A 20,272-nucleotide genomic window follows, 5' to 3' on the forward strand; every position below is an offset into this window, starting at 1 on the left:
GGCTATCTCCTGGGTGCGTGAGGGACGGCGGTGCCCGCGACCGGGAGGTCGGCGGGCACGTCGAGGATCACGGTAGCGCCCGCGGCGACCGCGACCGGGGTTCCCGCGGCGGCCATGCCGCCGTGGCGCACCACGACGTCCAGCGCCCGGTCGGCCGGCGCGCGCAGCAGCGCGCGGGCGAGGGAGCCGTCGCGCCACACGAGGTCGACCTCGGCCCCGCCGCGCGCACGCAGGCCGGCCACCTCGCCGTCGGGCCACTGCGGGGGCAGCGCGGGCAGCAGGTCGAGCCGGACCACGCCGTCGTCCCGCCGGTGCGACTGCACCAGCATCTCCGCGACGCCCGCCGTGAGCCCGAGGTTGCCGTCGATCTGGAACGGCGGGTGGGCGCTGAACAGGTTCGGGTACAGCCCGCCCCGGTGGCCGACGTGCTGCCCGGCCGGGCCGTCGGCGGGTCGCAGGGACAGCAGCACCTGGTCGTGGGCCCGCGCGCCCTCGCCGAGGCGTGCCCACAGCGCGATCCGCCAGGCGAGCGACCAGCCCGTGGACTCGCGGCCCCGCAGCTCGAGGCTGCGCGCGGCGGCGCGCGCCAGGTCCGGGGTCGTGGTCGGGTCGACGTCGCCGAGCGGGTAGAGCCCCACGAGGTGCGACAGGTGCCGGTGGTCCGGCTCCGCCTCGGGGACCTCCGCGCCCCACTCCAGCAGCTCGCCGCGGGACCCGACCGCCGGGTCCGGCAGCGCGGCGACCACGGACTCGAGGCGCGCGAGCCACGGCTCGTCGGCGTCGTCGAGCCCGAGCGAGCCGGCGGCCTCGCGGCAGCCCGCCGCCAGGGCCCGCAGCAGCGCCACGTCCATCGTGGCGCTCGTCGTGACCGCAGCGGGCTCGCCGTCGGGCGCCACGAACTGGTTCTCCGGCGACGTCGACGGGCTGGTCCAGGCGCGCAGCGGCCGTCCGTCGTGCCCGGCGTCGCCGGCCGCCCCGTCCGACGTCTGCACCCAGGCGAGCGCGAACTCGCCCGCGCCGCGGAGCGCGGGCCACGCGGCCCGCAGCTCGGCGTCGTCGCCCGTGAACCGGTGGTGCTCCAGGAGGTGCTGGGCCAGCCAGGTGCCGCCGTGCGCCCATGCGGACCACTTGGCCTCGCCGCGGCCGTTCCCGACGGGCGCCGCGTGGCCCCACGCGTCCGAGTTGTGGTGCGCCACCCAGCCCGTGGCGCCGTACAGGTCGCGGGCGACGGCGGCGCCCGGCCCGGCGGCCAGCCGGCGGACGTAGCGCAGCAGCGGCTCCTGGCTCCCGGCGAGCGCCGTGCTGCCCGCCGCCCAGTACGCCATCTGCAGGTTGATGTTCAGCGTGTAGCCGCTGCTCCACGGGCCGGGGAGCCACGGGTTCCACAGGCCCTGGAGCGTGAGGGGCAGGCCACCCGTCCGCGAGGACGAGAGCAGCAGGTAGCGGCCGAAGTGGAACGCGAGAGCCGCCAGCCCCGAGTCGGGGCGGTCGGCCGCGGCCAGCACACGGCGGTCCGTGGGCAGGTCGCCGGCTCCCGCCGGTGCCGGCAGCGCGAGGTCCACGCGCCCGTAGTGCCGGGCGTGCTCCGCGACGTGCGCGGCGCGCAGGCGCTCGCGGACCGCGGCAGCCTCGTCGGCCGAAGCGCCGCCGTCACGGCCCTCGCCGTCGAGCAGCCCGGCGGCGAGCTGCGCCGCGACCCGGTCGGCCGGTGGCGCGGCGTCGGGCTCGCCGGGCGGCTCGGTGGTGGCGGTCGCGACCAGGAGGACGTGGGTGCGCCCCGCGCCGGTGCGCAGCGCGCCGTCGGCCGGCACGGCGTCGTGGTCGGCGGCCGCCGTGACCGCGACGGTGCCCGTGCGGCCGCGCGCGGCGTCGTAGCGCAGCTCGCCCTCGGGGTGGTGGGACGGCGGGACGTCGACCGGCAGGTCGACGGAGCGCACCAGCACGGCCGGGGCGTCGGCGGGAAGGGCCGGGAGCGGGTCCGGGGCCAGAGCGGTCGAGGGCCGCAGCAGGCTCTCGACGCGCACGACCAGGCGGACCGGTCGCTCGGCGCGCACGGTGTGCACCACCGCCCCGCCGCGGGCGTCGGCCCAGGTCTCGTGCACGACGCGCCCCGCCACGGGGTGCTCCCACGTGTGGGTGGCGACGCCGGTGCGCAGGTCCAGCTCGCGGCGCTCGACGGCGTGGGGGAGCGGGTCCGCCGGGCTCGTCGGGGCCGTGGCGGGAACGGCGGGCGGCGCGTCGGCGGGCTCGACGGCGACGTCGAGCTCGGCGAGCGGGAGGTACGCCTGGGCCCACGGGGTCTGGGTCTCGGCGAGCAGGGCCTCGGCGGTGCGCACGTCCCCCGACTCGACGGCGGCACGGACCCGGGCGAGGTGCTCGGGTCCGCGGGCCCGAGCGCCGGCCAGCGGGTCGGCGGGGGGCGGGCCCGACCAGGCGGTGCCGTCGTTGAGCCACAGGTGCTCGACCCCGGCCCGGCCAGCGCACATCGCGCCCCGGAAGCCGTTGCCCACCGGGTAGGCCTCGACCCACCGGTCGGCGCTGCGGTCGGTGTGCAGGACGTGCGTCGTCGCGGGGAGGTCGCCCATGGTCGGAGAGCGTAGTCGGCCCGCGCGAATCGCTTCGACCGCCGGGGCGGTTCGTCGTGGCCGGGCGTGTTCCGGTCGGGGCGCCCCTGCTTGACGGGGCCCCGTTCCGGGTCGATACTCGCCGTCGAAGCGCTTCGACTCAGGTCGTGGCGCCTCGCCGCGGCCTGAGGACCGCCGCCGCGGCGCTGGACTCGACGAGGAGGACCTCATGCTCCACCGCGCACGCACCCTGTCCGCGGCCGCCCTGATCGCCGCGTCGGCCCTTACGCTGACCGCCTGCGTGGGCGGTGGCGGAGGCGGAGGCACCGCCGCCGGCGGCGGGGACACCGACGACACGACCCTGACGATCTGGCACTACGAGAACGACGACTCGGCGATGGGCCAGGCCTGGGCGAAGGCGATCGAGATCTTCGAGGACGAGCACCCGGACGTCACGGTCGAGGTCGAGAAGCAGACGTTCGAGCAGATCCAGAAGAACGCGAAGATCGTGCTGACCGGCGACGACGTCCCCGACGTCATGGAGTACAACAAGGGCAACGCGACCGCGGGGCAGCTCGCCGCGCAGGGCCTGCTCGCCCCGCTGACGGACGCCGCGGAGGAGAACGGCTGGGCCGACAAGCTCTCGGGGTCGCTGCAGACCACCGCGCGCTACGACGAGAACGGCCTCATGGGCTCCGGCGACTGGTACGGGGTGCCCAACTACGGCGAGTTCGTCGGCGTCTACTACAACAAGCAGATGTTCGAGGACGCGGGTCTCGAGGTCCCGACCACGCTCGACGAGCTCGAGCAGGTGATGAAGGCGTTCAAGGACGAGGGGATCACCCCGCTGGCCGAGGCCGGGGCGGAGTACCCCATGGGCCAGCTCTGGTACGAGCTCGTGCTGGCGCACGCCGACCGGGAGCTCGTGGACCAGTACCAGCTCTTCGACGGTGACGTCGACTTCCACGGGCCCGAGATGACGGCGGCCACCGAGCAGCTCGACGCGTGGATCGAGGACGGGTACATCGCCTCCGACTCCGCCGGGCTCACGGCCGAGGACATGGGCGTCGCCTTCATGAAGGGCGACTACCCGATGATGGTGTCCGGGTCCTGGTGGTTCGGCCGCGTGACGGCCGAGATGAAGGACGACTGGGGCCAGTTCAACTTCCCGGGGAACGCGCTGCACACCGGTTCGTCGGGCAACCTGTGGGTGGTCCCGACCAACGCGGACTCGCCGTCGCTGGCCGAGGAGTTCATCGACACGACCCTGCGCCCCGAGGTGCAGGACGTGCTCGCGCAGACCGGCGGCCTGCCGGTCGCGGGCGACGCGGCCGCGATCACGGACGACAAGACCCGTGAGCTCACCGAGAACTTCCAGGCGATCCTCGACGACGACGGGCTGGCGTTCTACCCCGACTGGCCGGTGCCCGGCTACTACGACACGATCGTCAGCCAGCTGCAGTCCCTGATCAACCGGTCGAAGACGCCGGAGCAGGTGCTCGACGGGCTGGAGTCGGCCTACACGGACGGCAAGGCCGACCTCCTGGGCGAGTGACGACGTGACCACCACTCTCAGCCCGCCCGCGGCGGCGCCCCGGGCCGACGCCCGCACGCGCCGCCGCCGGCGGGGCACCACCCTGCCCTACCTGGCGTACCTGCTCCCCGGCGCGGTGCTCTTCGTGCTCGTCATCGGGTACCCGCTGGTGACCAACGTCTACATCAGCCTGTTCTCCTGGCGCGGCGGCCTGGCGCCGCTCACCTGGGTGGGCCTCGACAACTACACGGAGCTCTGGCACGACGCCGCCTTCTGGACGTCGTTCCAGAACTCGATCGCGATGATCGTCGCGATGGTGCTCGTGCCCACGGTGATCGGGCTGCTGCTCGCGGCCGTGCTCTTCGACTACCTGGGCCGCCGGTTCGGCGGCCGGGTCGCGTCCGTCCTGCGGGCCACGTACTACCTGCCGCAGATCCTGCCGGTCGCGGTCGCGGGCGTGCTGTGGAACTGGATCCTCAACGCCCAGACCGGCGCGCTCAACGAGATCCTGCGCGCCCTCGGCGTCACGGACCCGCCCAACTGGCTGGGCGACCCGAGCACGGCGCTGCCGAGCGTCATGCTCGTGCTGATCTGGGTGCAGATCGGCTACCCCGTGGTGATCTTCATGGCGGCGCTGCAGCGCGTGGACCCCGAGCTGTACGAGGCGGCGGAGCTGGACGGCGCCGGCTGGTGGCGGCGGTTCGTGGCCATCACGATCCCGCAGATCCGCCCGGAGACGTTCGTCGTGACGCTGACCTGCACGGTCGCGGCGCTGAAGGTGTTCGGCCCGATCTACGTGCTGACCCGCGGCGGACCGGAGAGCTCCACGCTCGTGCCGAGCTACTACTCGTACCTCAACTTCTTCGACAAGTCGCAGGTGGGCTACGGCGCCGCCGTCGCCACCGTGCTCACCGTGGTGATCCTCGTGGTCGCCGTCGTCATCCTCGCGCTGCAGACGCGCGCCGAGCGGGCCGAGGAGGGGGTGCGCTGATGGCTACGACCCTGGCGACCGTGCGTGCGCGCAGCGGGAACCGCCATCACCGGGGCGCGGGGCGCTGGTTCGTGCTCGCGGGCGCCGTCGTCGTCGCGCTGCTCGTGCTCGCACCGCTGCTGGTCATGCTGCTCAACGCGTTCAAGTCGCCCGACGACTACACGCAGCACGGACCGCTCAGCCTGCCGACGAGCCTGTACCTCGACGGGCTCGTGAACTTCTGGCAGCGCACCGAGTTCCCGGTGAAGCTGTGGAACTCGTTCTTCATCTCCGCCGTCGTCGCGGTCGCGGCGTGCGCGCTCTCGCTCCTCAACGCCTACGCGATCGGGATCGGCCGGATCAAGGGCCGCATGTGGGTGGTGCTGCTCTTCCTGCTCGCGAACATGCTCCCGCAGGAGGCGCTCATCTACCCCCTGTTCGACATGGCCCGCCAGGTGGGCCTGTCGAACTCGCAGTGGTCCGTGATCATCATCTTCACGGTCATCCAGTCGGCCTTCGGCACCTACCTGCTGGCGTCCGTGCTGGGCACGTTCCCGCCCGCGCTGCTCGAGGCGGCGGCGCTCGACGGCGCGGGGCGCTGGCGGATCCTGTGGCGGGTGGTGTTCCCCATCGTGCGGCCCACGCTCATGGTCCTGATGATCTTCTTCTTCATCTGGACCTGGAACGAGTTCTTCATCCCCTTGGTCATGCTCACGACCAACGACACCCAGACGATCCCGATCGCGCTCGCGTCGCTCCAGGGCGACCGGATGATGGACGCACCCACGACCAACGCCGGGGCGCTCGTCTCCCTCGTCCCGGCCCTCGTGTTCTTCCTGATCTTCCAGCGCACCCTCACGCGGGGCGTCACCGCCGGCGCGGTGAAGTAGCGCGCCACACCCACCCTCGCGCGGCGTGCCCCCCGGCGCCCCGCCATCATCGACACGACAGCACGGAGTGTGCCCCTGATGAAGTTCACCGACGGCTACTGGCAGACCCGCCGCGGCATCGCGCCGCTGTACGCGGTGGAGGTCGACGACGTCCGCGTCGACGAGGCCGCGGGCACGATGACGGTGTACGCCCCGACCGCGCGGATCCGGCGCCGGGGGGACACCCTCAACCGGCCGATGCTCACCGTCACGTACTCCTCGCCGGCGCCGGGCGTGGTGCGGGTGCGCGTGGAGCACTTCGCGGGGGCCGCGCGGCGCGGGCCGGAGTTCGCCGTCCAGGGCGAGCCGGGCTTCCTCCCGGTCGTGAAGGTCGACGAGACGGAGGGCGTGCTCGAGACCGGCGGGCTCTCGGTGCGGGTGCACCGGGGCGGCGGCTGGCGCGTGGACGTCGAGCACGACGGCCGGGTGCTCACCTCCAGCCTGCCGAAGTCGGTCGGCGCGATGACCGCGACGTCGGGCCCGCTCGAGGGCGGCACCTGGGTGCACGAGCAGCTCTCCCTCGAGCCCGGCGAGCACGTGTACGGCCTCGGCGAGCGGTTCGGGCCGTTCGTCAAGAACGGCCAGTCCGTCGACGTGTGGAACGAGGACGGCGGCACGTCCAGCGAGCAGGCGTACAAGAACGTGCCGCTCTACCTGACCAGCAAGGGCTACGGGGTCTTCGTGGCGCACCCCGAGCGGGTCTCGCTCGAGGTCGCCTCGGAGGTGAACACGCGCGTCCAGTTCTCGGTCGAGGGCCAGTCGCTCGAGTACTACGTCATCGCCGGCCCGACGCCGAAGGACGTGCTGCGCCGGTACACCGCGCTCACCGGCCGGCCGGCGCGCGTGCCCGCCTGGTCGTACGGCACCTGGTTGTCGACGTCGTTCACCACGGACTACGACGAGGCCACGGTCACGAGCTTCGTGGACGGGATGGCGGAGCGGGGGCTGCCGCTGAGCGTCTTCCACTTCGACTGCTTCTGGATGCGCGAGTACCAGTGGTGCGACTTCGAGTGGGACCCCCGCGTCTTCCCCGACCCGGAGGGCATGCTCGCCCGCCTGCACGAGCGGGGCCTCAAGGTGAGCGTCTGGATCAACCCGTACATCGGGCAGCGGTCCCGGCTCTTCGCGGAGGGACGGGAGAAGGGGTACCTGCTGCGCACCACCGACGGCGGCGTCTGGCAGTGGGACATGTGGCAGGCGGGCATGGCGCTGGTGGACTTCACCAACCCGGACGCCGCGGAGTGGTACCTCGGCCACCTGGAGCGTCTGCTCGACCAGGGGGTCGACGCCTTCAAGACCGACTTCGGGGAGCGCGTGCCCACCGAGGGCGTCGTCTGGCACGACGGCTCCGACCCCCGCAAGATGCACAACTACTACGCCGAGCTGTACAACGAGCTCGTCTTCCGCCTGCTCGAGCGCCGCCGCGGGCGCGGTGACGCCGTCGTGTTCGCGCGGTCGGCCACGGCGGGCGGCCAGCAGTTCCCGGTGCACTGGGGCGGCGACTGCGACTCGACGTACGCGTCGATGGGCGAGTCGCTGCGCGGTGGCCTGTCGCTCGCGCTGTCGGGCTTCGGCTACTGGAGCCACGACATCGGCGGCTTCGAGGGCACGCCCGACGCCGGCGTGTTCAAGCGGTGGCTCGCGTTCGGGCTGCTGTCGAGCCACTCGCGCTTCCACGGCTCGTCGTCCTACCGCGTGCCGTGGGCCTTCGACGAGGAGGCCGTCGACGTCACGCGCCGCTTCACGCGCCTCAAGATGTCGCTCATGCCGTACCTCGCCGCCGCGGGCGAGGAGGCGCACGCCGCGGGCACCCCGATCATGCGGCCGATGGTGCTGGAGTTCCCCGGCGACCGCGCGACGTTCGGCGTCGACATGCAGTACATGCTGGGCGGCTCGCTGCTCGTGGCCCCGGTCTTCCAGGCCGACGGCACGGTCGAGTACTACGTGCCCGAGGGCACGTGGACGCGCCTGCTCGACGGCGAGGACGCGGCGCACGCGCAGACCGTGACGGGCCCGCGCTGGGTCACCGAGACCCACGGGTTCGACTCCCTGCCCGTGCTGGTGCGCCCGGGCACGGTGCTGCCCGTCGGGGCCCGCACCGACCGGCCCGACTACGCGTGGGCCGACGGTGTGGAGCTGCGGTGCGTCGAGCTGCCCGACGGGTACGACGCGGTCACGACCGTGCCGACCGGAGGGCCCGACGGCGAGGCGGCGGCCTTCCGCGTCCGGCGCACCGGCGACGAGATCGTCGTGACGACCGACGACGCCCCGGGGCCCTGGGCCGTCCGGGCGGGGGAGCGGACGGCGGCCGGCGACGGCCCCGGCACCGTGACCCTGTCCGTCTGAGTCGCTCTCGACCAGGCGATCCGTCGCGCCGTCCGGCGCGATGCCGCGACGGATCGCCTGGTCGAGAGTGCCTGGCCCGGGCCGGCCCGGGCGTGTGACCTACACTGGAGACGATCGGGTGGGAGCGCTCCCACCCGTCCCCACCCGCCGTGATCCCAGGATCGAGGACCGAGAACCATGACCACCACGTCCACGGCCACCCCGACCGAGACGGTCGACGAGGTGACCGCCGCCCGCACGTTCCCCGCGGACTTCCTGTGGGGCACCGCGACCGCGGCGTACCAGATCGAGGGGGCCGCCGCCGAGGGCGGCCGCGGCCCGTCGATCTGGGACACCTACTCCCACACCCCCGGGCGCACGCAGGGCGGCGACACGGGCGACGTCGCCTGCGACCACTACCACCGCTGGGCCGAGGACGTGGACCACCTCGACCGGCTCGGCGTCGGCGCCTACCGTCTGTCCATCTCGTGGTCGCGCGTGCAGCCCGGCGGGACCGGCCCCCTCAACCCCGAGGGCGTCGCGTTCTACCGCGACCTGCTGGACGCCCTGCGCGAGCGCGGCATCCGCCCGTTCGTCACGCTCTACCACTGGGACCTGCCGCAGGAGCTCGAGGACGCCGGCGGCTGGGCGAACCGGGAGACGTCCCTCGCCTTCGCGCAGTACGCGCGGCACATGGCCGTCGAGCTCGGCGATCGCGTCGAGGCCTGGACCACCCTCAACGAGCCCTGGTGCTCCGCCTACCTCGGGTACGGCTCCGGCGTGCACGCCCCCGGCCGCACCGAGCCGGCCGCGGCGCTCGCCGCCGTCCACCACCTCAACCTGGCCCACGGCCTGGCCGCGCAGGCGATCCGCGACGTGCTGCCGGGCGCGCAGGTGTCGATCACGCTGAACCTCCACGCGATCCGCCCGGTGGACGCGACGTCCGACGGCGATGCCGACGCCGTCCGGAAGATCGACGCCCTCGCGAACCGGGCCTTCCTCGGCCCGCTGCTCGACGGCGCCTACCCCGCGGACCTGCTCGCCGACACCGCGCACGTCTCCGACTGGTCGTTCGTCCGCGACGGCGACCTCGAGCAGATCCGCCAGCCCCTCGACGTCCTCGGCGTGAACTACTACTCCACGGTCACGGTGCGGCGGTTCACCGGGGAGGGCGAACGGTCGGAGAACGACGGCCACGGCGCGTCCAGCCACAGCCCGTGGATCGGCGTCACCGACGTCGAGTTCGCCGAGCAGCCGGGCCCGTACACGGCGATGGGCTGGAACATCGAGCCGTCCGGCCTCACCGACCTCCTCCTGCGGCTGCACGCCACCTACCCGGGCCTGCCCCTGGCGGTCACCGAGAACGGTGCCGCCTTCGACGACGAGCTGGTGGTGGAGGACGGCGAGCGACGGGTGCACGACGACCGCCGCGTGGCCTACCTGCACGACCACGTCGAGGCCATGGGGGCCGCCCGCGACGCCGGGGCCGACGTGCGCGGCTACTTCGCGTGGTCGCTCATGGACAACTTCGAGTGGGGCTACGGCTACTCCAGGCGCTTCGGCATCCTGCACGTCGACTACCCGACGGGCGAGCGGACGTGGAAGGACTCGGCCCACTGGTACCGCCGGCTGGCCACGTCCGGCACGCTGCCCGAGGTCACCGCCGTCGCCCCCTGACGGGTACCGGTCCAGCCGAGCAGGCGGTTGACACCGTTATCGGGGTCTCGAGACCCCGATAACGGTGTCAACCGCCTGTTCGGCACTAGCGTGCGGGCATGACCGCAGCGCAGCCCGACCCGTCGCCCACCAGCCCTCCGGTCGACGCCGCCCGGTTCGACGACGCGCTGCACGCCCGGTGCCGGGAACGCCGGGTGCCGGCGCTGTCCGCGGCGGTGGGGCGCGCCGGCGAGCTCGTGTGGACCGGCGCGGCGGGCTGGGACCCGGCCCGCCCGGGCACGGCGTTCCGCATCGGTTCCATCACCAAGCCGATGACGGCGGTCGCGGTGCTGCGCCTGGCGGCCGCGGGGCGGCTCGGCCTGAACGACGCCGTGGGCCACCACCTGGCCGATGCCCCTGCCCCGGACGCCACCGTCGCACAGCTCCTCACGCACACCGCGGGGCTGCCTGCCGAGCCGCCCGGTCCCTGGTGGGAACGGCACGGCGCGGGCGCCTGGGACGATCTGGTCGCCGCGGGGATCGAGCCGCTGTGCGAGCCGGGGGAGCGGCACCACTACTCGAACGTGGGGTACGCCGTGCTCGGCCGCCTGCTCGAGGAGGCGCACGGCCGGTCGTGGGACGCCGTCCTGCGCGACGAGGTCTGGACCCCGCTGGGCATGACGGGCACCGGGCGCGCCCGGCCGGCCGACGCCGCGGTGGGGTACGCGGTGCACCCGCACGACGACACGGTCCTCGTGGAGCCCGTGGCCGGCTACGGCGCGATGGGCCCGGCGGGGGAGGTGTGGTCGACGCCCGCGGACCTGGTGCGGTTCGGGGCGTGGCTGGTCGGCGCGGGCGGGGACGGCGCCGGAGGGGACGGCGGGGACGACGTGCTCCCGCTCGCCTGGCGGCGGCGCATGGCGACGCCCCGGGCGGTGGTCGACGACGGCGCGCCGTTCACGGCGGCGTGGGGGCTGGGCGTGTCCGTGCACCACGGCCCCGGCGAGGCCGGGCGCGCCGCACGCCGGACCGTGGGTCACGGCGGCTCCGTCCCCGGTTTCACCGCGACGCTGCGGGCCGACCCGGCGACGGGTGACGTCGTCGCCGTCTGCGGCAGCTCGACCGCCGGGTTCGGCGACGCCTCGTTCCTGCTCGACCTCCTGGACGTCCGACCGGGCGCCGGCGCCGTCGAGGCGGGGATCGACGCCGGTCCCGAGGGGCTGGCCCTGGCCGGCACCTGGTACTGGGGGCCGATGCCGTACACGCTCGCCCCGCGCGCCGACGGCCGCCTGGACCTCAGCGCCCCGGACGGCCGCAGCACGGTGTTCGGCCGGGCCCCCGACGGCGGCTGGGTGGGCGTGGAGGGCGGCTACTGGCGGGGGGAGCGGCTGCGGCCCGTCGCGACCGGGACTGCGGCGCACGCCCTGGACGTCGGCACCTTCCACCTCACCCGTGTGCCGTACGACCCCGCGACGGCGGTGCCGGGCGGCGTGGACCCCGCGGGGTGGCGCGCCGTCCCCGTCGCTCGGGCCGACGCCGACCACGACGCGGGCTGACCGCACCACGGTGTGCGACACACCACCGTGCGCGACACGCCGACGACCTGGACGAGTTTTTCGCCTGCCCGCCCGCCAGGAATGTCCGTTCTGCCAGGACCGCTCGCCGCCCGCCGTGCGGGGGTCGCCGGCCCCGGGCGCCGGTGCGTCGCGCCCCGCGCTCGCGCACACGCTGTGGACACCCGTCGCCCACCGCCTGTGGACATCCGGGCACGAGCCGCACGGTGCTGCGGACGGGGGCCTCGGCGCGGTGTTGACGACGCGCCGCGCACCCTGTGGACGAGGGGTGTCAGACCCCCGTGGGAGGCTCGTGGTGAGCGTTCGACGCGAGGGGTGTTCGACGAATGACAGCCGTGTCAACCACAAGATGTCGGTCCCGCGCGCGCCCTGACCACTAGGTGTAGTGTTTGGAGCACGCGGGGCGCACAGCCCTTCGAACAAAGCACACCGGCGTAGTTCCACGGGCGTCATCCCTGGTCCGGGCCCTGTCGGGGCCCGTCGAGGGGACCGGCTCGCAGGGTCGCGACACCGGTCGACGAAAGCCCCCGGCGGGGAGCGCAGAGAGGGAGAGACACATGAGCATCACGGTCTACAGCAAGCCGGCCTGCGTGCAGTGCGACGCGACCTACCGCGCCCTCGACCGCAAGGGCGTCGAGTACACGGTGGTCGACATCACCCAGGACGCCGAGGCGCTCGAGATGGTCCGCGGGCTCGGCTACCTGCAGGCCCCCGTCGTCGTCGCCGGCGACACCCACTGGTCGGGCTTCCGCCCCGACCAGATCGCCGCGGTCGCGGCGCAGCAGGCCGTCTCGGCCTGACCATCGGGTCGGCAACGACCCGGCACAGACAGCACACCACGCGGGTCCGCAGGACCGGGGCCCGCACCCCACGAACGGCCGGCGCCCCGGGCTTCGATCCCGACCCGGGGCGCCGTGCGTCTTCGGCGAGGTTCTGGCGCGGCACCGTCCGCGCCGGACCCGCGCCGGTCGGGAAGCAGCATCCGGGGGGAGGCTGAGCACATTGGGTTCTCTCGTCTACTTCTCCAGCGTGTCGGAGAACACCCACCGGTTCGTCCAGCGCCTCGGCCTCGACGAGCTCGGCATGTCCGTGCACCGCATCCCGGTGCGCAAGACGGACGGCTTCCTCACGGTGACCGAGCCCTACGTGCTCATGGTCCCGACCTATGGCGGGGGCAACGAGGGCGGCGCCGTGCCACGACGCGTGCGCGAGTTCCTCAACGACCCGCACAACCGGTCGCTCGCCCGCGGCGTCATCGCCGCGGGGAACACCAACTTCGGCGCTGCGTACTGCATCGCCGGCGACATCATCTCCGCGAAGTGCCAGGTGCCCTACCTGTACGCCTTCGAACTCCTGGGGACGGCTGAGGACGCCCGGCGCGTCCGTGACGGATTGGGACGATTTTGGCAACGACAGTCACTGATCTCGGCGTGAGCTCGACGACGGACCCGGAGCTCGCGGGGGCCACCCCCGTGCCGCTGCAGGGCGTGCAGCTCGACTACCACGCGCTCAACGCGATGCTGAACCTGTACGGACCGGACGGCAAGATCCAGTTCGACAAGGACCGCGAGGCCACCACGGCCTACTTCGAGCAGCACGTGGTGCCGAACACGATCCAGTTCGAGACGCTCGACGCGAAGCTCGACTACCTCCTCGAGAACAAGTACTACGACCCGGCCGTCCTCGAGAAGTACTCGCGCACCTTCGTCAAGGAGCTGTTCCGGCTCGCGTACTCGAAGGACTTCCAGTTCGAGTCGTTCCTCGGCGCGTTCAAGTACTACACGTCGTACACGCTGAAGACGTTCGACGGGAAGAAGTACCTCGAGCGCTTCGAGGACCGCGTCTCGATGGTCGCGCTCGGGCTGGCCGACGGCGACGAGCAGGTCGCGCGCGACGTCGTCGAGGAGGTCGTCTCCGGGCGGTTCCAGCCCGCGACCCCGACGTTCCTCAACGTGGGCAAGGCGCAGCGCGGCGAGCCCGTGTCCTGCTTCCTGCTGCGCATCGAGGACAACATGGAGTCCATCGCGCGCGGCATCAACTCCGCCCTCCAGCTGTCCAAGCGCGGCGGTGGTGTGGCCCTCCTGCTGAGCAACGTGCGCGAGCACGGCGCGCCGATCAAGCACATCCAGAACCAGTCGTCCGGCGTCATCCCCGTGATGAAGCTGCTCGAGGACTCGTTCTCGTACGCCAACCAGCTCGGCGCGCGCCAGGGCGCCGGTGCCGTGTACCTGCACGCGCACCACCCGGACATCATGCGGTTCCTCGACACCAAGCGGGAGAACGCGGACGAGAAGATCCGCATCAAGACGCTCTCCCTGGGCGTCGTCATCCCCGACGTGACGTTCGAGCTGGCCAAGCAGAACGCGGACATGCACCTGTTCAGCCCGTACGACGTCGAGCGCGTCTACGGCAAGCCGTTCGCCGACATCTCCGTCTCGGAGAAGTACGACGAGCTCGTCGCCGACGACCGCATCACGAAGACGACGATCAAGGCCCGCGACTTCTTCCAGACGATCGCCGAGCTGCAGTTCGAGTCCGGCTACCCGTACGTGATGTTCGAGGACACCGTGAACGCGGCGAACCCGATCAAGGGGCGCATCACGCACTCGAACCTCTGCTCGGAGATCCTGCAGGTCTCGACGCCGTCGACGTTCCACGAGGACCTGTCCTACGACCACGTCGGCCGCGACATCTCCTGCAACCTGGGCTCGCTGAACATCGCCAAGACGATGGACTCGCCCGACTTCGCGAAGACGATCGACACCGCGATCCGTGCGCTCACGGCCGTCTCCGACCAGACGAGCATCGAGTCGGTCCCGTCGATCCGCCGCGCCAACGAGCTCGGGCACGCCATCGGCCTCGGCCAGATGAATCTGCACGGGTACCTCGCGCGCGAGCGGATCTACTACGGCTCCGACGAGGGCGTGGACTTCACGAACCTCTACTTCTACACGGTCGCCTACCACGCGATCGCGGCGTCGAACCGCCTCGCGATCGAGCGGGGCAAGGCCTTCGGCGGGTTCGAGGACTCCAAGTACGCCTCGGGCGAGTACTTCGACAAGTACACCGACGGCGAGTGGAAGCCCGCCACGGAGCGCGTCGCGCGGCTGTTCGCCGACGCCGGCGTGGCCATCCCGACGCAGGACGACTGGCGCGCGCTCAAGGCCTCGGTCATGGAGCACGGGATCTACAACCAGAACCTCCAGGCCGTGCCGCCCACCGGGTCGATCAGCTACATCAACAACTCGACGTCGTCGATCCACCCCGTGCCCGCCAAGATCGAGATCCGCAAGGAGGGCAAGCTCGGTCGCGTGTACTACCCGGCGCCGTACATGACGAACGACAACCTGGACTACTACCAGGACGCGTACGAGATCGGCTACGAGAAGATCATCGACACGTACGCGGCCGCGACCCAGCACGTGGACCAGGGGCTGTCGCTCACGCTGTTCTTCCCCGACACGGTGACGACGCGCGACGTCAACCGCGCGCAGATCTACGCCTGGCGCAAGGGGATCAAGACGCTGTACTACATCCGTCTCCGCCAGATGGCCCTCGAGGGCACGGAGATCGAGGGCTGCGTCAGCTGCATGCTGTGACCGCGTCGAGCAACTATCAAGGATTCGGGGAAGAGAAGACCATGGCGCCCACGGGCAAGCTCAAGCTCATCGATCGCGTGAGCGCGATCAACTGGAACCGGCTGCAGGACGAGAAGGACCTCGAGGTCTGGGACCGCCTGGTCGGCAACTTCTGGCTGCCGGAGAAGGTGCCGGTGTCGAACGACATCCAGTCGTGGCACACGCTGACCGACGCCGAGCGGCTCATGACGACGCGCGTGTTCACCGGCCTCACGCTGCTGGACACCATCCAGGGCACGGTCGGCGCGGTGTCGCTCATCCCCGACGCGCTGACCCCGCACGAGGAGGCGGTGTACACCAACATCGCGTTCATGGAGTCGGTGCACGCCAAGAGCTACTCGTCGATCTTCTCGACGCTGATCTCCACGCGGGAGATCGACGAGGCCTTCGCCTGGTCGGAGGAGAACCCGCACCTGCAGCGCAAGGCCGAGATCGTGCTCGACTACTACCGGGGAGACGACCCGCTGAAGCGCAAGGTCGCCTCGACGATGCTCGAGTCGTTCCTGTTCTACTCCGGCTTCTACGCGCCGATGTACTGGTCCAGCCGTGCGAAGCTCACGAACACGGCCGACCTCATCCGCCTCATCATCCGCGACGAGGCCGTGCACGGGTACTACATCGGCTACAAGTACCAGAAGGGGCTGGCGCAGGTCAGCCAGACCGAGCAGGACGAGCTCAAGGCGTACACGTTCGAGCTGCTCTTCGAGCTGTACGAGAACGAGGTCGAGTACACCGACGCGCTGTACGGCGAGCTCGGGCTCACCGAGGACGTCAAGGCGTTCCTGCGGTACAACGCCAACAAGGCCCTGATGAACCTGGGCTACGAGGCGCTGTTCCCCAAGGAGGACACGGCCGTCAACCCGGCCATCCTCGCCGCGCTGTCGCCGAACGCCGACGAGAACCACGACTTCTTCTCCGGGTCGGGCTCGTCGTACGTCATCGGCAAGGCCGTGGCCACCGAGGACGACGACTGGGACTTCTGACCCGGCCGAGGTAGTCCGAGATTTGCCGAGGTAGTCCGAAGGGGCGGTCCGCACACTGTGCGGACCGCCCCTTCGGACTACCTCGGCAAAAGAGGAACTACCTCGGCAGATCTCGAACTACCTCGCCGGGGGTGGAACTACCTCGGCTCAGGCGTCGGCGGAGTGCGCGCCGGTGACGGGCGGGTCGGCGGACCACGGGAACGTGATCCAGCGGTCGGTGTCCCGCCAGGAGTAGTCCGGCCGGATGATCGTGCGGGGCTTGGTGTAGAGCACCACCGAGCGGGCGTCGGCGCCCTGCTTGGCGAGCATGTCCATGACGAGCGCGAGGGTGCGGCCCGAGTCGGCGACGTCGTCCACCACGAGCACCTTGGAGCCGGGCAGCTCGGAGGTGTCCATGAGCGGCGGGAGCACGCGCGGGTCGTCGAGCGTCTTGCCGATGTCGGTGTAGAACTCGACGTTCATCGTGCCCACGCCCTTGGTGCCCAGGGCGTACGCCATGGCGCCACCGGGCACCAGGCCGCCGCGCGCGACGGCGATGACGACGTCGGGCAGGAACCCGCTGTCGACGACCTGCTGGGCGAGCTCGCGGATCGCGACGGGCAGGAGGGTCCAGGTGAGGACCTCCCGCTCCGGGCCGACGGTGTCGTCGGCGGGCGCGAGGGGCTCGGCGGGGGTGGGCTCAGCGCTCATGGCACCTGAGACTACGCGCGACGGCGGGCCCCCGGTGACCGGGAGCCCGCCGTCGTGAGAGGCCGGGGATCAGTCCGCGTCGAGGATGTCCACGACGAAGACGAGCGTCTGGCCGGCGAGCTCGTTGCTGTCGCTCTTCTCGGCGCCGTACGCCTGGTCCGCGGGGATGACGAGCAGCACCTGGCTGCCCACGGTCTGGCCGGCGAGGCCGTCCGTCCACCCCGGGATGACCTGCTGGAGCGAGAACGAGGACGGGGTGCCGCGGTCCCACGACGAGTCGAACTGCTCGCCGTCGAGCGTCCACCCCGTGTACTGCGCGGTGACGGTCTGGTCCTTCGTGACCTTGGCGCCGTCGCCCTTGATGAGGGTCTGGGCGACGAGGTCCTTGGGCGCCTCGTACCCGTCCGGGATCTCCACCGAGGGCTTGCCGGAGTCGTCCAGCGTCACGGTCGGCAGGCCCTTCTCCGGCTCGACGGCCGTGCCCTCCGCGCGGCTGGGGACCTTCGTCGCGTCGGTCACCTCGACGACGTTGACCATCGTCGCCGTGGAGCCGTCCTGGCCCTGCACGGGGTTGGCGACCAGGAGGCGCGTGCCGACCTTCTGCCCGGTCAGGGGCTCGGTGAGGACGCCGTAATTCGCGTCGCCGAGGATGAAGCTCTGCGGGGCCTTCTGCTCCCAGGAGGAGCCCTGGGTGGAGCCGTCGGTGCCGAGGAAGGCGACGGTGTCCATGGTGATCTTCATGCCCTCGGCGAGCTCGGCGCCGTCGCCCTCGTCGATGACGCGCGACGTGGGCACCGACACCTCGAGCGGCGTCTCGAACGTCACCTTCGGCTCTGCACCGGCCTTGCCCTCGACCTTCACGGACTCGAGGGCGGCGACGTCCTCCTTGGTCGGCTCGGGAGCCTCGGTGGCCGGCGACGACGACGCGGAGGCCGACGGCGTGGCGCCGTCGCCGGACGAGTCGTCGGCGCAGGCGGTCAGGGTCAGGGCCGCGGCCAGCGCCAGCGCGGTGGCGGCGGCGGACGTGCGGAGCTTCACGGGGGAGTCCTTCGGTCGGCGGGGACGAACCGGGCCACTGTAACGGCACGACCTGATCGCGCCGTCCAGGGTCCCGCGACCTCCCGGCCGGCCCGCCGGCCGTGGCGCCGTCGCGCGACAATGGGTGCCATGCCGTCCCGCCGACCCTCCCGCAAGCGCCCCTGGGGCGCGGAACCCCCGCCGCTCGACCTCGACCGTGCCCTGGGCGGCGTCCGCAGGGAGAGCGCGGCGGACGGCGAGTGGACGGTGCGCCGGCTGCGCGGCGGCGACAAGCCCTACCGCTGCCCCGCGTGCCACCAGGAGATCCCGGCCGGCACCCCGCACGTGGTCGCCTGGCAGCGGGACGTCGTCGGGGGCGAGGCCGCGGGCCTCGAGGACCGCCGCCACTGGCACTCCTCCTGCTGGGAGCGGCGGGCCCGGCTGCTCTGAACGTGCCGCCGGCCCGGCCTGCAGCGCCCGGCCGAACTACGCTGGAGGCGATGAACGACGACGCCACCGGACACGACACCGGCCACCAGATCCGCTCCCTCACGATGCTGCCCGCCCGCCGTGAGGACGTCGACCTGCACACCGCGGACGGCCTCACGCTGGTCGGCGAGCTCGCCCTGCCGGCCGACCGCGACCCGGTCGCGACCCTCCTCACCTTCCACCCGCTGCCCACGCACGGCGGCTACATGGACTCGCACGTCTACCGCAAGGCGGCCTGGCGGCTCCCGGCGCTCGCCGACCTCGCCGTCCTGCGCTTCAACACGCGCGGCACGTCCTCGCCCCGCGGCACCTCCGACGGAGCTTTCGACGGCGGCGACGCGGAGCGGTACGACGTGGCGGCCGCGATCGAGCTCGCGGAGTTCCGCGAGCTGCCGCGCCCGTGGCTCGTGGGCTGGTCGTTCGGCACCGAGCTGGTGCTCAAGCACGGCACCGACCCGGCCGTGGAGGGCGCGATCCTGCTCTCGCCGCCGCTGCACCGCGCCACGGACGCCGACCTCGACCGCTGGGCCGAGTTCGGCCGCCCGCTCGTCGTCCTGGTGCCCGAGCACGACGACTACCTGCGCCCCGACGAGGCCCGGCGCCGGTTCGCGCGCGTACCGCAGGCCGAGGTGATCGGCGTCGACGGCGCGAAGCACCTGTGGGTCGGGGAGCCGGCGGTGCGCCGGGTCCTCGACGAGATCGTCGGGCACGTGCTGCCCGGCCACGCCCCGCTGCCCACGCACTACGACGGCGAGGTGAGGCAGGCCGAGACCGTGCCGCGATGAGGCTCGGACGGGGTCCGTGGGCAGGACGACGGGCCACGACACACACCACGATGCGATGACGACGACGCGATGACGACGACGCGATGACGACGACGCGATGACGACGACGCGATGACGAGGAGTCGACGATGACCACCACCTCCGCGCTCCTGGCGACCTACCCGCTCCGCGAGGGGGCGGGCACGCCGGTCGTGCTGCTGCACGGTTTCCCGCTGGACCACCGCATGTGGGCGGCCGCGGCGCAGGCCCTGCCGGAGGGGGTGCGCGCGATCGGCGTGGACCTGCCCGGCCAGGGGCATTCCGACCTCGGCGGCATGCCCCCGCGGCTCGAGGACGTCGCCGACGCCGTGCACCGCACCATGCGGGAGCAGGGCGAGGGCAACGCGGTCGTGGTCGGCCTGTCCATGGGCGGCTACGTGGCGCTCGCCCTGGCGGAGCGGCACCCCGGGTTCGTCGTCGGGCTCGGCCTGGTGGACACCAAGTCGACCGCCGACCTCGACGCCGCACGCGCCAACCGCCTGCGGATCGCGACCGCGGTCACCGAGGGGCAGACGCTCGACCCGGTGCTCAGCATGCCCGGCACGCTGCTGGGGCCGACGAGCGTGGAGAAGCGGCGGAACCTCTTCCCGCTGCTCGAGTCCTGGATCCGAGCGCAGTCCCCGACGGGGGTCGCCTGGGCGCAGCGCGCGATGGCGGCACGTCCGGACCGCACCGAGGTGCTGCGGACGTTCGACGGGCCGGTGTCCGTGGTGGTCGGTGCGGAGGACCAGGTGACGCCGCTGGTCGAGGCCGAGCACATGGTGCACGCCGCGCGCGACGGCGCGCTGACCGTCGTCCCGGCAGCCGGGCACATGAGCGCGGTCGAGGACCCGGCCACCGTCGCCGCCGCGATCGGGCTGCTGCACCGCCGCGTGTCCGAGCGCACCAACCCGCCCCGGTGGCCCTGGCAGTACCGGCCGGCGCCGACCACCTGACCAGGTCGCCCCGCCCAGGTCGCCCCGCCCAGACGCGAGACGCCGCGGGGCCCCCCCCCCCCCGGGGGGGGCCCCCGGCGGCCCCCCCCCGGGGGCCGGCCCTGGGCCGGGCCCCCGGGCCCCTCTCGGGCGCGGCGGGCGCGG

Annotated in this window: 16 protein-coding genes; 13 read left to right on the forward strand and 3 right to left on the reverse strand. The window is 72.6% G+C overall.

The window, feature by feature from the left end; genetic code table 11:
• Positions 1–2 precede the first annotated feature (2 nt).
• Positions 3–2,585, reverse strand: a complete 2,583-nt coding sequence (locus ACH436_RS19615; protein ID WP_430561882.1) for a glycosyl hydrolase family 95 catalytic domain-containing protein — start codon at positions 2,583–2,585, stop codon at positions 3–5.
• Positions 2,586–2,793: 208 nt separating this feature from the next.
• Between ACH436_RS19615 and ACH436_RS19620 the strand changes: the two genes are divergently transcribed.
• The 10 genes from ACH436_RS19620 to nrdF all read left to right on the forward strand — a co-directional run bounded on the left by ACH436_RS19620 (position 2,794) and on the right by nrdF (position 16,173).
• Positions 2,794–4,119 (forward strand): ABC transporter substrate-binding protein, encoded by a 1,326-nt coding sequence (locus ACH436_RS19620; protein ID WP_430561883.1) that lies wholly within the window; start codon positions 2,794–2,796, stop codon positions 4,117–4,119.
• A gap of 4 nt (positions 4,120–4,123) precedes the next feature.
• Positions 4,124–5,089 (forward strand): carbohydrate ABC transporter permease, encoded by a 966-nt coding sequence (locus ACH436_RS19625; RefSeq protein WP_430561884.1) that lies wholly within the window; start codon positions 4,124–4,126, stop codon positions 5,087–5,089.
• On the forward strand, positions 5,089–5,958 hold the full coding sequence (locus ACH436_RS19630) for a carbohydrate ABC transporter permease (protein ID WP_430561885.1): 870 nt from the start codon (positions 5,089–5,091) through the stop codon (positions 5,956–5,958). The genes ACH436_RS19625 and ACH436_RS19630 overlap by 1 nt, the downstream gene beginning before the upstream one ends.
• 78 nt (positions 5,959–6,036) lie before the next feature.
• A complete protein-coding gene (gene yicI / locus ACH436_RS19635; RefSeq protein ID WP_430561886.1) occupies positions 6,037–8,343 on the forward strand; it encodes an alpha-xylosidase in 2,307 nt (768 codons plus the stop codon).
• Between the two features lie 177 nt (positions 8,344–8,520).
• Positions 8,521–9,999 (forward strand): GH1 family beta-glucosidase, encoded by a 1,479-nt coding sequence (locus tag ACH436_RS19640; protein WP_430561887.1) that lies wholly within the window; start codon positions 8,521–8,523, stop codon positions 9,997–9,999.
• Positions 10,000–10,097: 98 nt separating this feature from the next.
• Complete coding sequence (locus ACH436_RS19645; RefSeq protein ID WP_430561888.1) at positions 10,098–11,534, forward strand: serine hydrolase domain-containing protein; 1,437 nt, start codon at positions 10,098–10,100, stop codon at positions 11,532–11,534.
• Positions 11,535–12,109: 575 nt separating this feature from the next.
• Positions 12,110–12,352, forward strand: a complete 243-nt coding sequence (gene nrdH / locus ACH436_RS19650) for a glutaredoxin-like protein NrdH (RefSeq protein WP_380243423.1) — start codon at positions 12,110–12,112, stop codon at positions 12,350–12,352.
• Between the two features lie 202 nt (positions 12,353–12,554).
• The gene (gene nrdI / locus ACH436_RS19655) at positions 12,555–12,986 is read left to right on the forward strand and encodes a class Ib ribonucleoside-diphosphate reductase assembly flavoprotein NrdI (protein ID WP_430561889.1); all 432 of its coding nucleotides are present in this window, start codon (positions 12,555–12,557) and stop codon (positions 12,984–12,986) included.
• Positions 12,956–15,151, forward strand: coding sequence for a class 1b ribonucleoside-diphosphate reductase subunit alpha (gene nrdE, locus ACH436_RS19660; protein ID WP_430561890.1), 2,196 nt, complete (start codon positions 12,956–12,958; stop codon positions 15,149–15,151). The genes nrdI and nrdE overlap by 31 nt, the downstream gene beginning before the upstream one ends.
• Positions 15,152–15,192: 41 nt before the next feature.
• Positions 15,193–16,173 (forward strand): class 1b ribonucleoside-diphosphate reductase subunit beta, encoded by a 981-nt coding sequence (gene nrdF, locus ACH436_RS19665; RefSeq protein ID WP_430561978.1) that lies wholly within the window; start codon positions 15,193–15,195, stop codon positions 16,171–16,173.
• Positions 16,174–16,320: 147 nt separating this feature from the next.
• Here the strand turns inward: nrdF and ACH436_RS19670 are convergent, their stop codons facing one another.
• Together ACH436_RS19670 and ACH436_RS19675 are read right to left on the reverse strand one after the other, a co-directional pair.
• A complete protein-coding gene (locus ACH436_RS19670; RefSeq protein WP_430561891.1) occupies positions 16,321–16,863 on the reverse strand; it encodes a phosphoribosyltransferase in 543 nt (180 codons plus the stop codon).
• A gap of 69 nt (positions 16,864–16,932) precedes the next feature.
• On the reverse strand, positions 16,933–17,901 hold the full coding sequence (locus ACH436_RS19675; protein ID WP_430561892.1) for an FKBP-type peptidyl-prolyl cis-trans isomerase: 969 nt from the start codon (positions 17,899–17,901) through the stop codon (positions 16,933–16,935).
• Positions 17,902–18,030: 129 nt separating this feature from the next.
• Between ACH436_RS19675 and ACH436_RS19680 the strand changes: the two genes are divergently transcribed.
• The 3 genes from ACH436_RS19680 (at position 18,031) to ACH436_RS19690 (ending at position 20,128) form a co-directional block, all read left to right on the forward strand.
• A complete protein-coding gene (locus tag ACH436_RS19680) occupies positions 18,031–18,330 on the forward strand; it encodes a hypothetical protein (RefSeq protein ID WP_430561893.1) in 300 nt (99 codons plus the stop codon).
• A gap of 50 nt (positions 18,331–18,380) precedes the next feature.
• Complete coding sequence (locus ACH436_RS19685; protein WP_430561894.1) at positions 18,381–19,154, forward strand: alpha/beta hydrolase; 774 nt, start codon at positions 18,381–18,383, stop codon at positions 19,152–19,154.
• Between the two features lie 128 nt (positions 19,155–19,282).
• On the forward strand, positions 19,283–20,128 hold the full coding sequence (locus ACH436_RS19690) for an alpha/beta fold hydrolase (RefSeq protein ID WP_430561895.1): 846 nt from the start codon (positions 19,283–19,285) through the stop codon (positions 20,126–20,128).
• The last annotated feature ends 144 nt before the right edge of the window (positions 20,129–20,272 follow it).

This window comes from Isoptericola sp. NPDC019693, from assembly GCF_044389085.1.
Lineage (GTDB): Bacteria > Actinomycetota > Actinomycetes > Actinomycetales > Cellulomonadaceae > Isoptericola.

Coding starts and splice junctions, on each gene's coding strand:
- ACH436_RS19640 (WP_430561887.1), top strand. CDS start 8,521: ATGACCACCACGTCCACGGCCACCCCGACCGAGACGGTCGACGAGGTG.
- ACH436_RS19620 (WP_430561883.1), top strand. CDS start 2,794: ATGCTCCACCGCGCACGCACCCTGTCCGCGGCCGCCCTGATCGCCGCG.
- yicI (WP_430561886.1), top strand. CDS start 6,037: ATGAAGTTCACCGACGGCTACTGGCAGACCCGCCGCGGCATCGCGCCG.
- ACH436_RS19685 (WP_430561894.1), top strand. CDS start 18,381: ATGAACGACGACGCCACCGGACACGACACCGGCCACCAGATCCGCTCC.
- ACH436_RS19645 (WP_430561888.1), top strand. CDS start 10,098: ATGACCGCAGCGCAGCCCGACCCGTCGCCCACCAGCCCTCCGGTCGAC.
- ACH436_RS19690 (WP_430561895.1), top strand. CDS start 19,283: ATGACCACCACCTCCGCGCTCCTGGCGACCTACCCGCTCCGCGAGGGG.
- ACH436_RS19670 (WP_430561891.1), bottom strand. CDS start 16,863: ATGAGCGCTGAGCCCACCCCCGCCGAGCCCCTCGCGCCCGCCGACGAC.
- ACH436_RS19630 (WP_430561885.1), top strand. CDS start 5,089: ATGGCTACGACCCTGGCGACCGTGCGTGCGCGCAGCGGGAACCGCCAT.
- ACH436_RS19680 (WP_430561893.1), top strand. CDS start 18,031: ATGCCGTCCCGCCGACCCTCCCGCAAGCGCCCCTGGGGCGCGGAACCC.
- nrdF (WP_430561978.1), top strand. CDS start 15,193: ATGGCGCCCACGGGCAAGCTCAAGCTCATCGATCGCGTGAGCGCGATC.
- nrdH (WP_380243423.1), top strand. CDS start 12,110: ATGAGCATCACGGTCTACAGCAAGCCGGCCTGCGTGCAGTGCGACGCG.
- ACH436_RS19615 (WP_430561882.1), bottom strand. CDS start 2,585: ATGGGCGACCTCCCCGCGACGACGCACGTCCTGCACACCGACCGCAGC.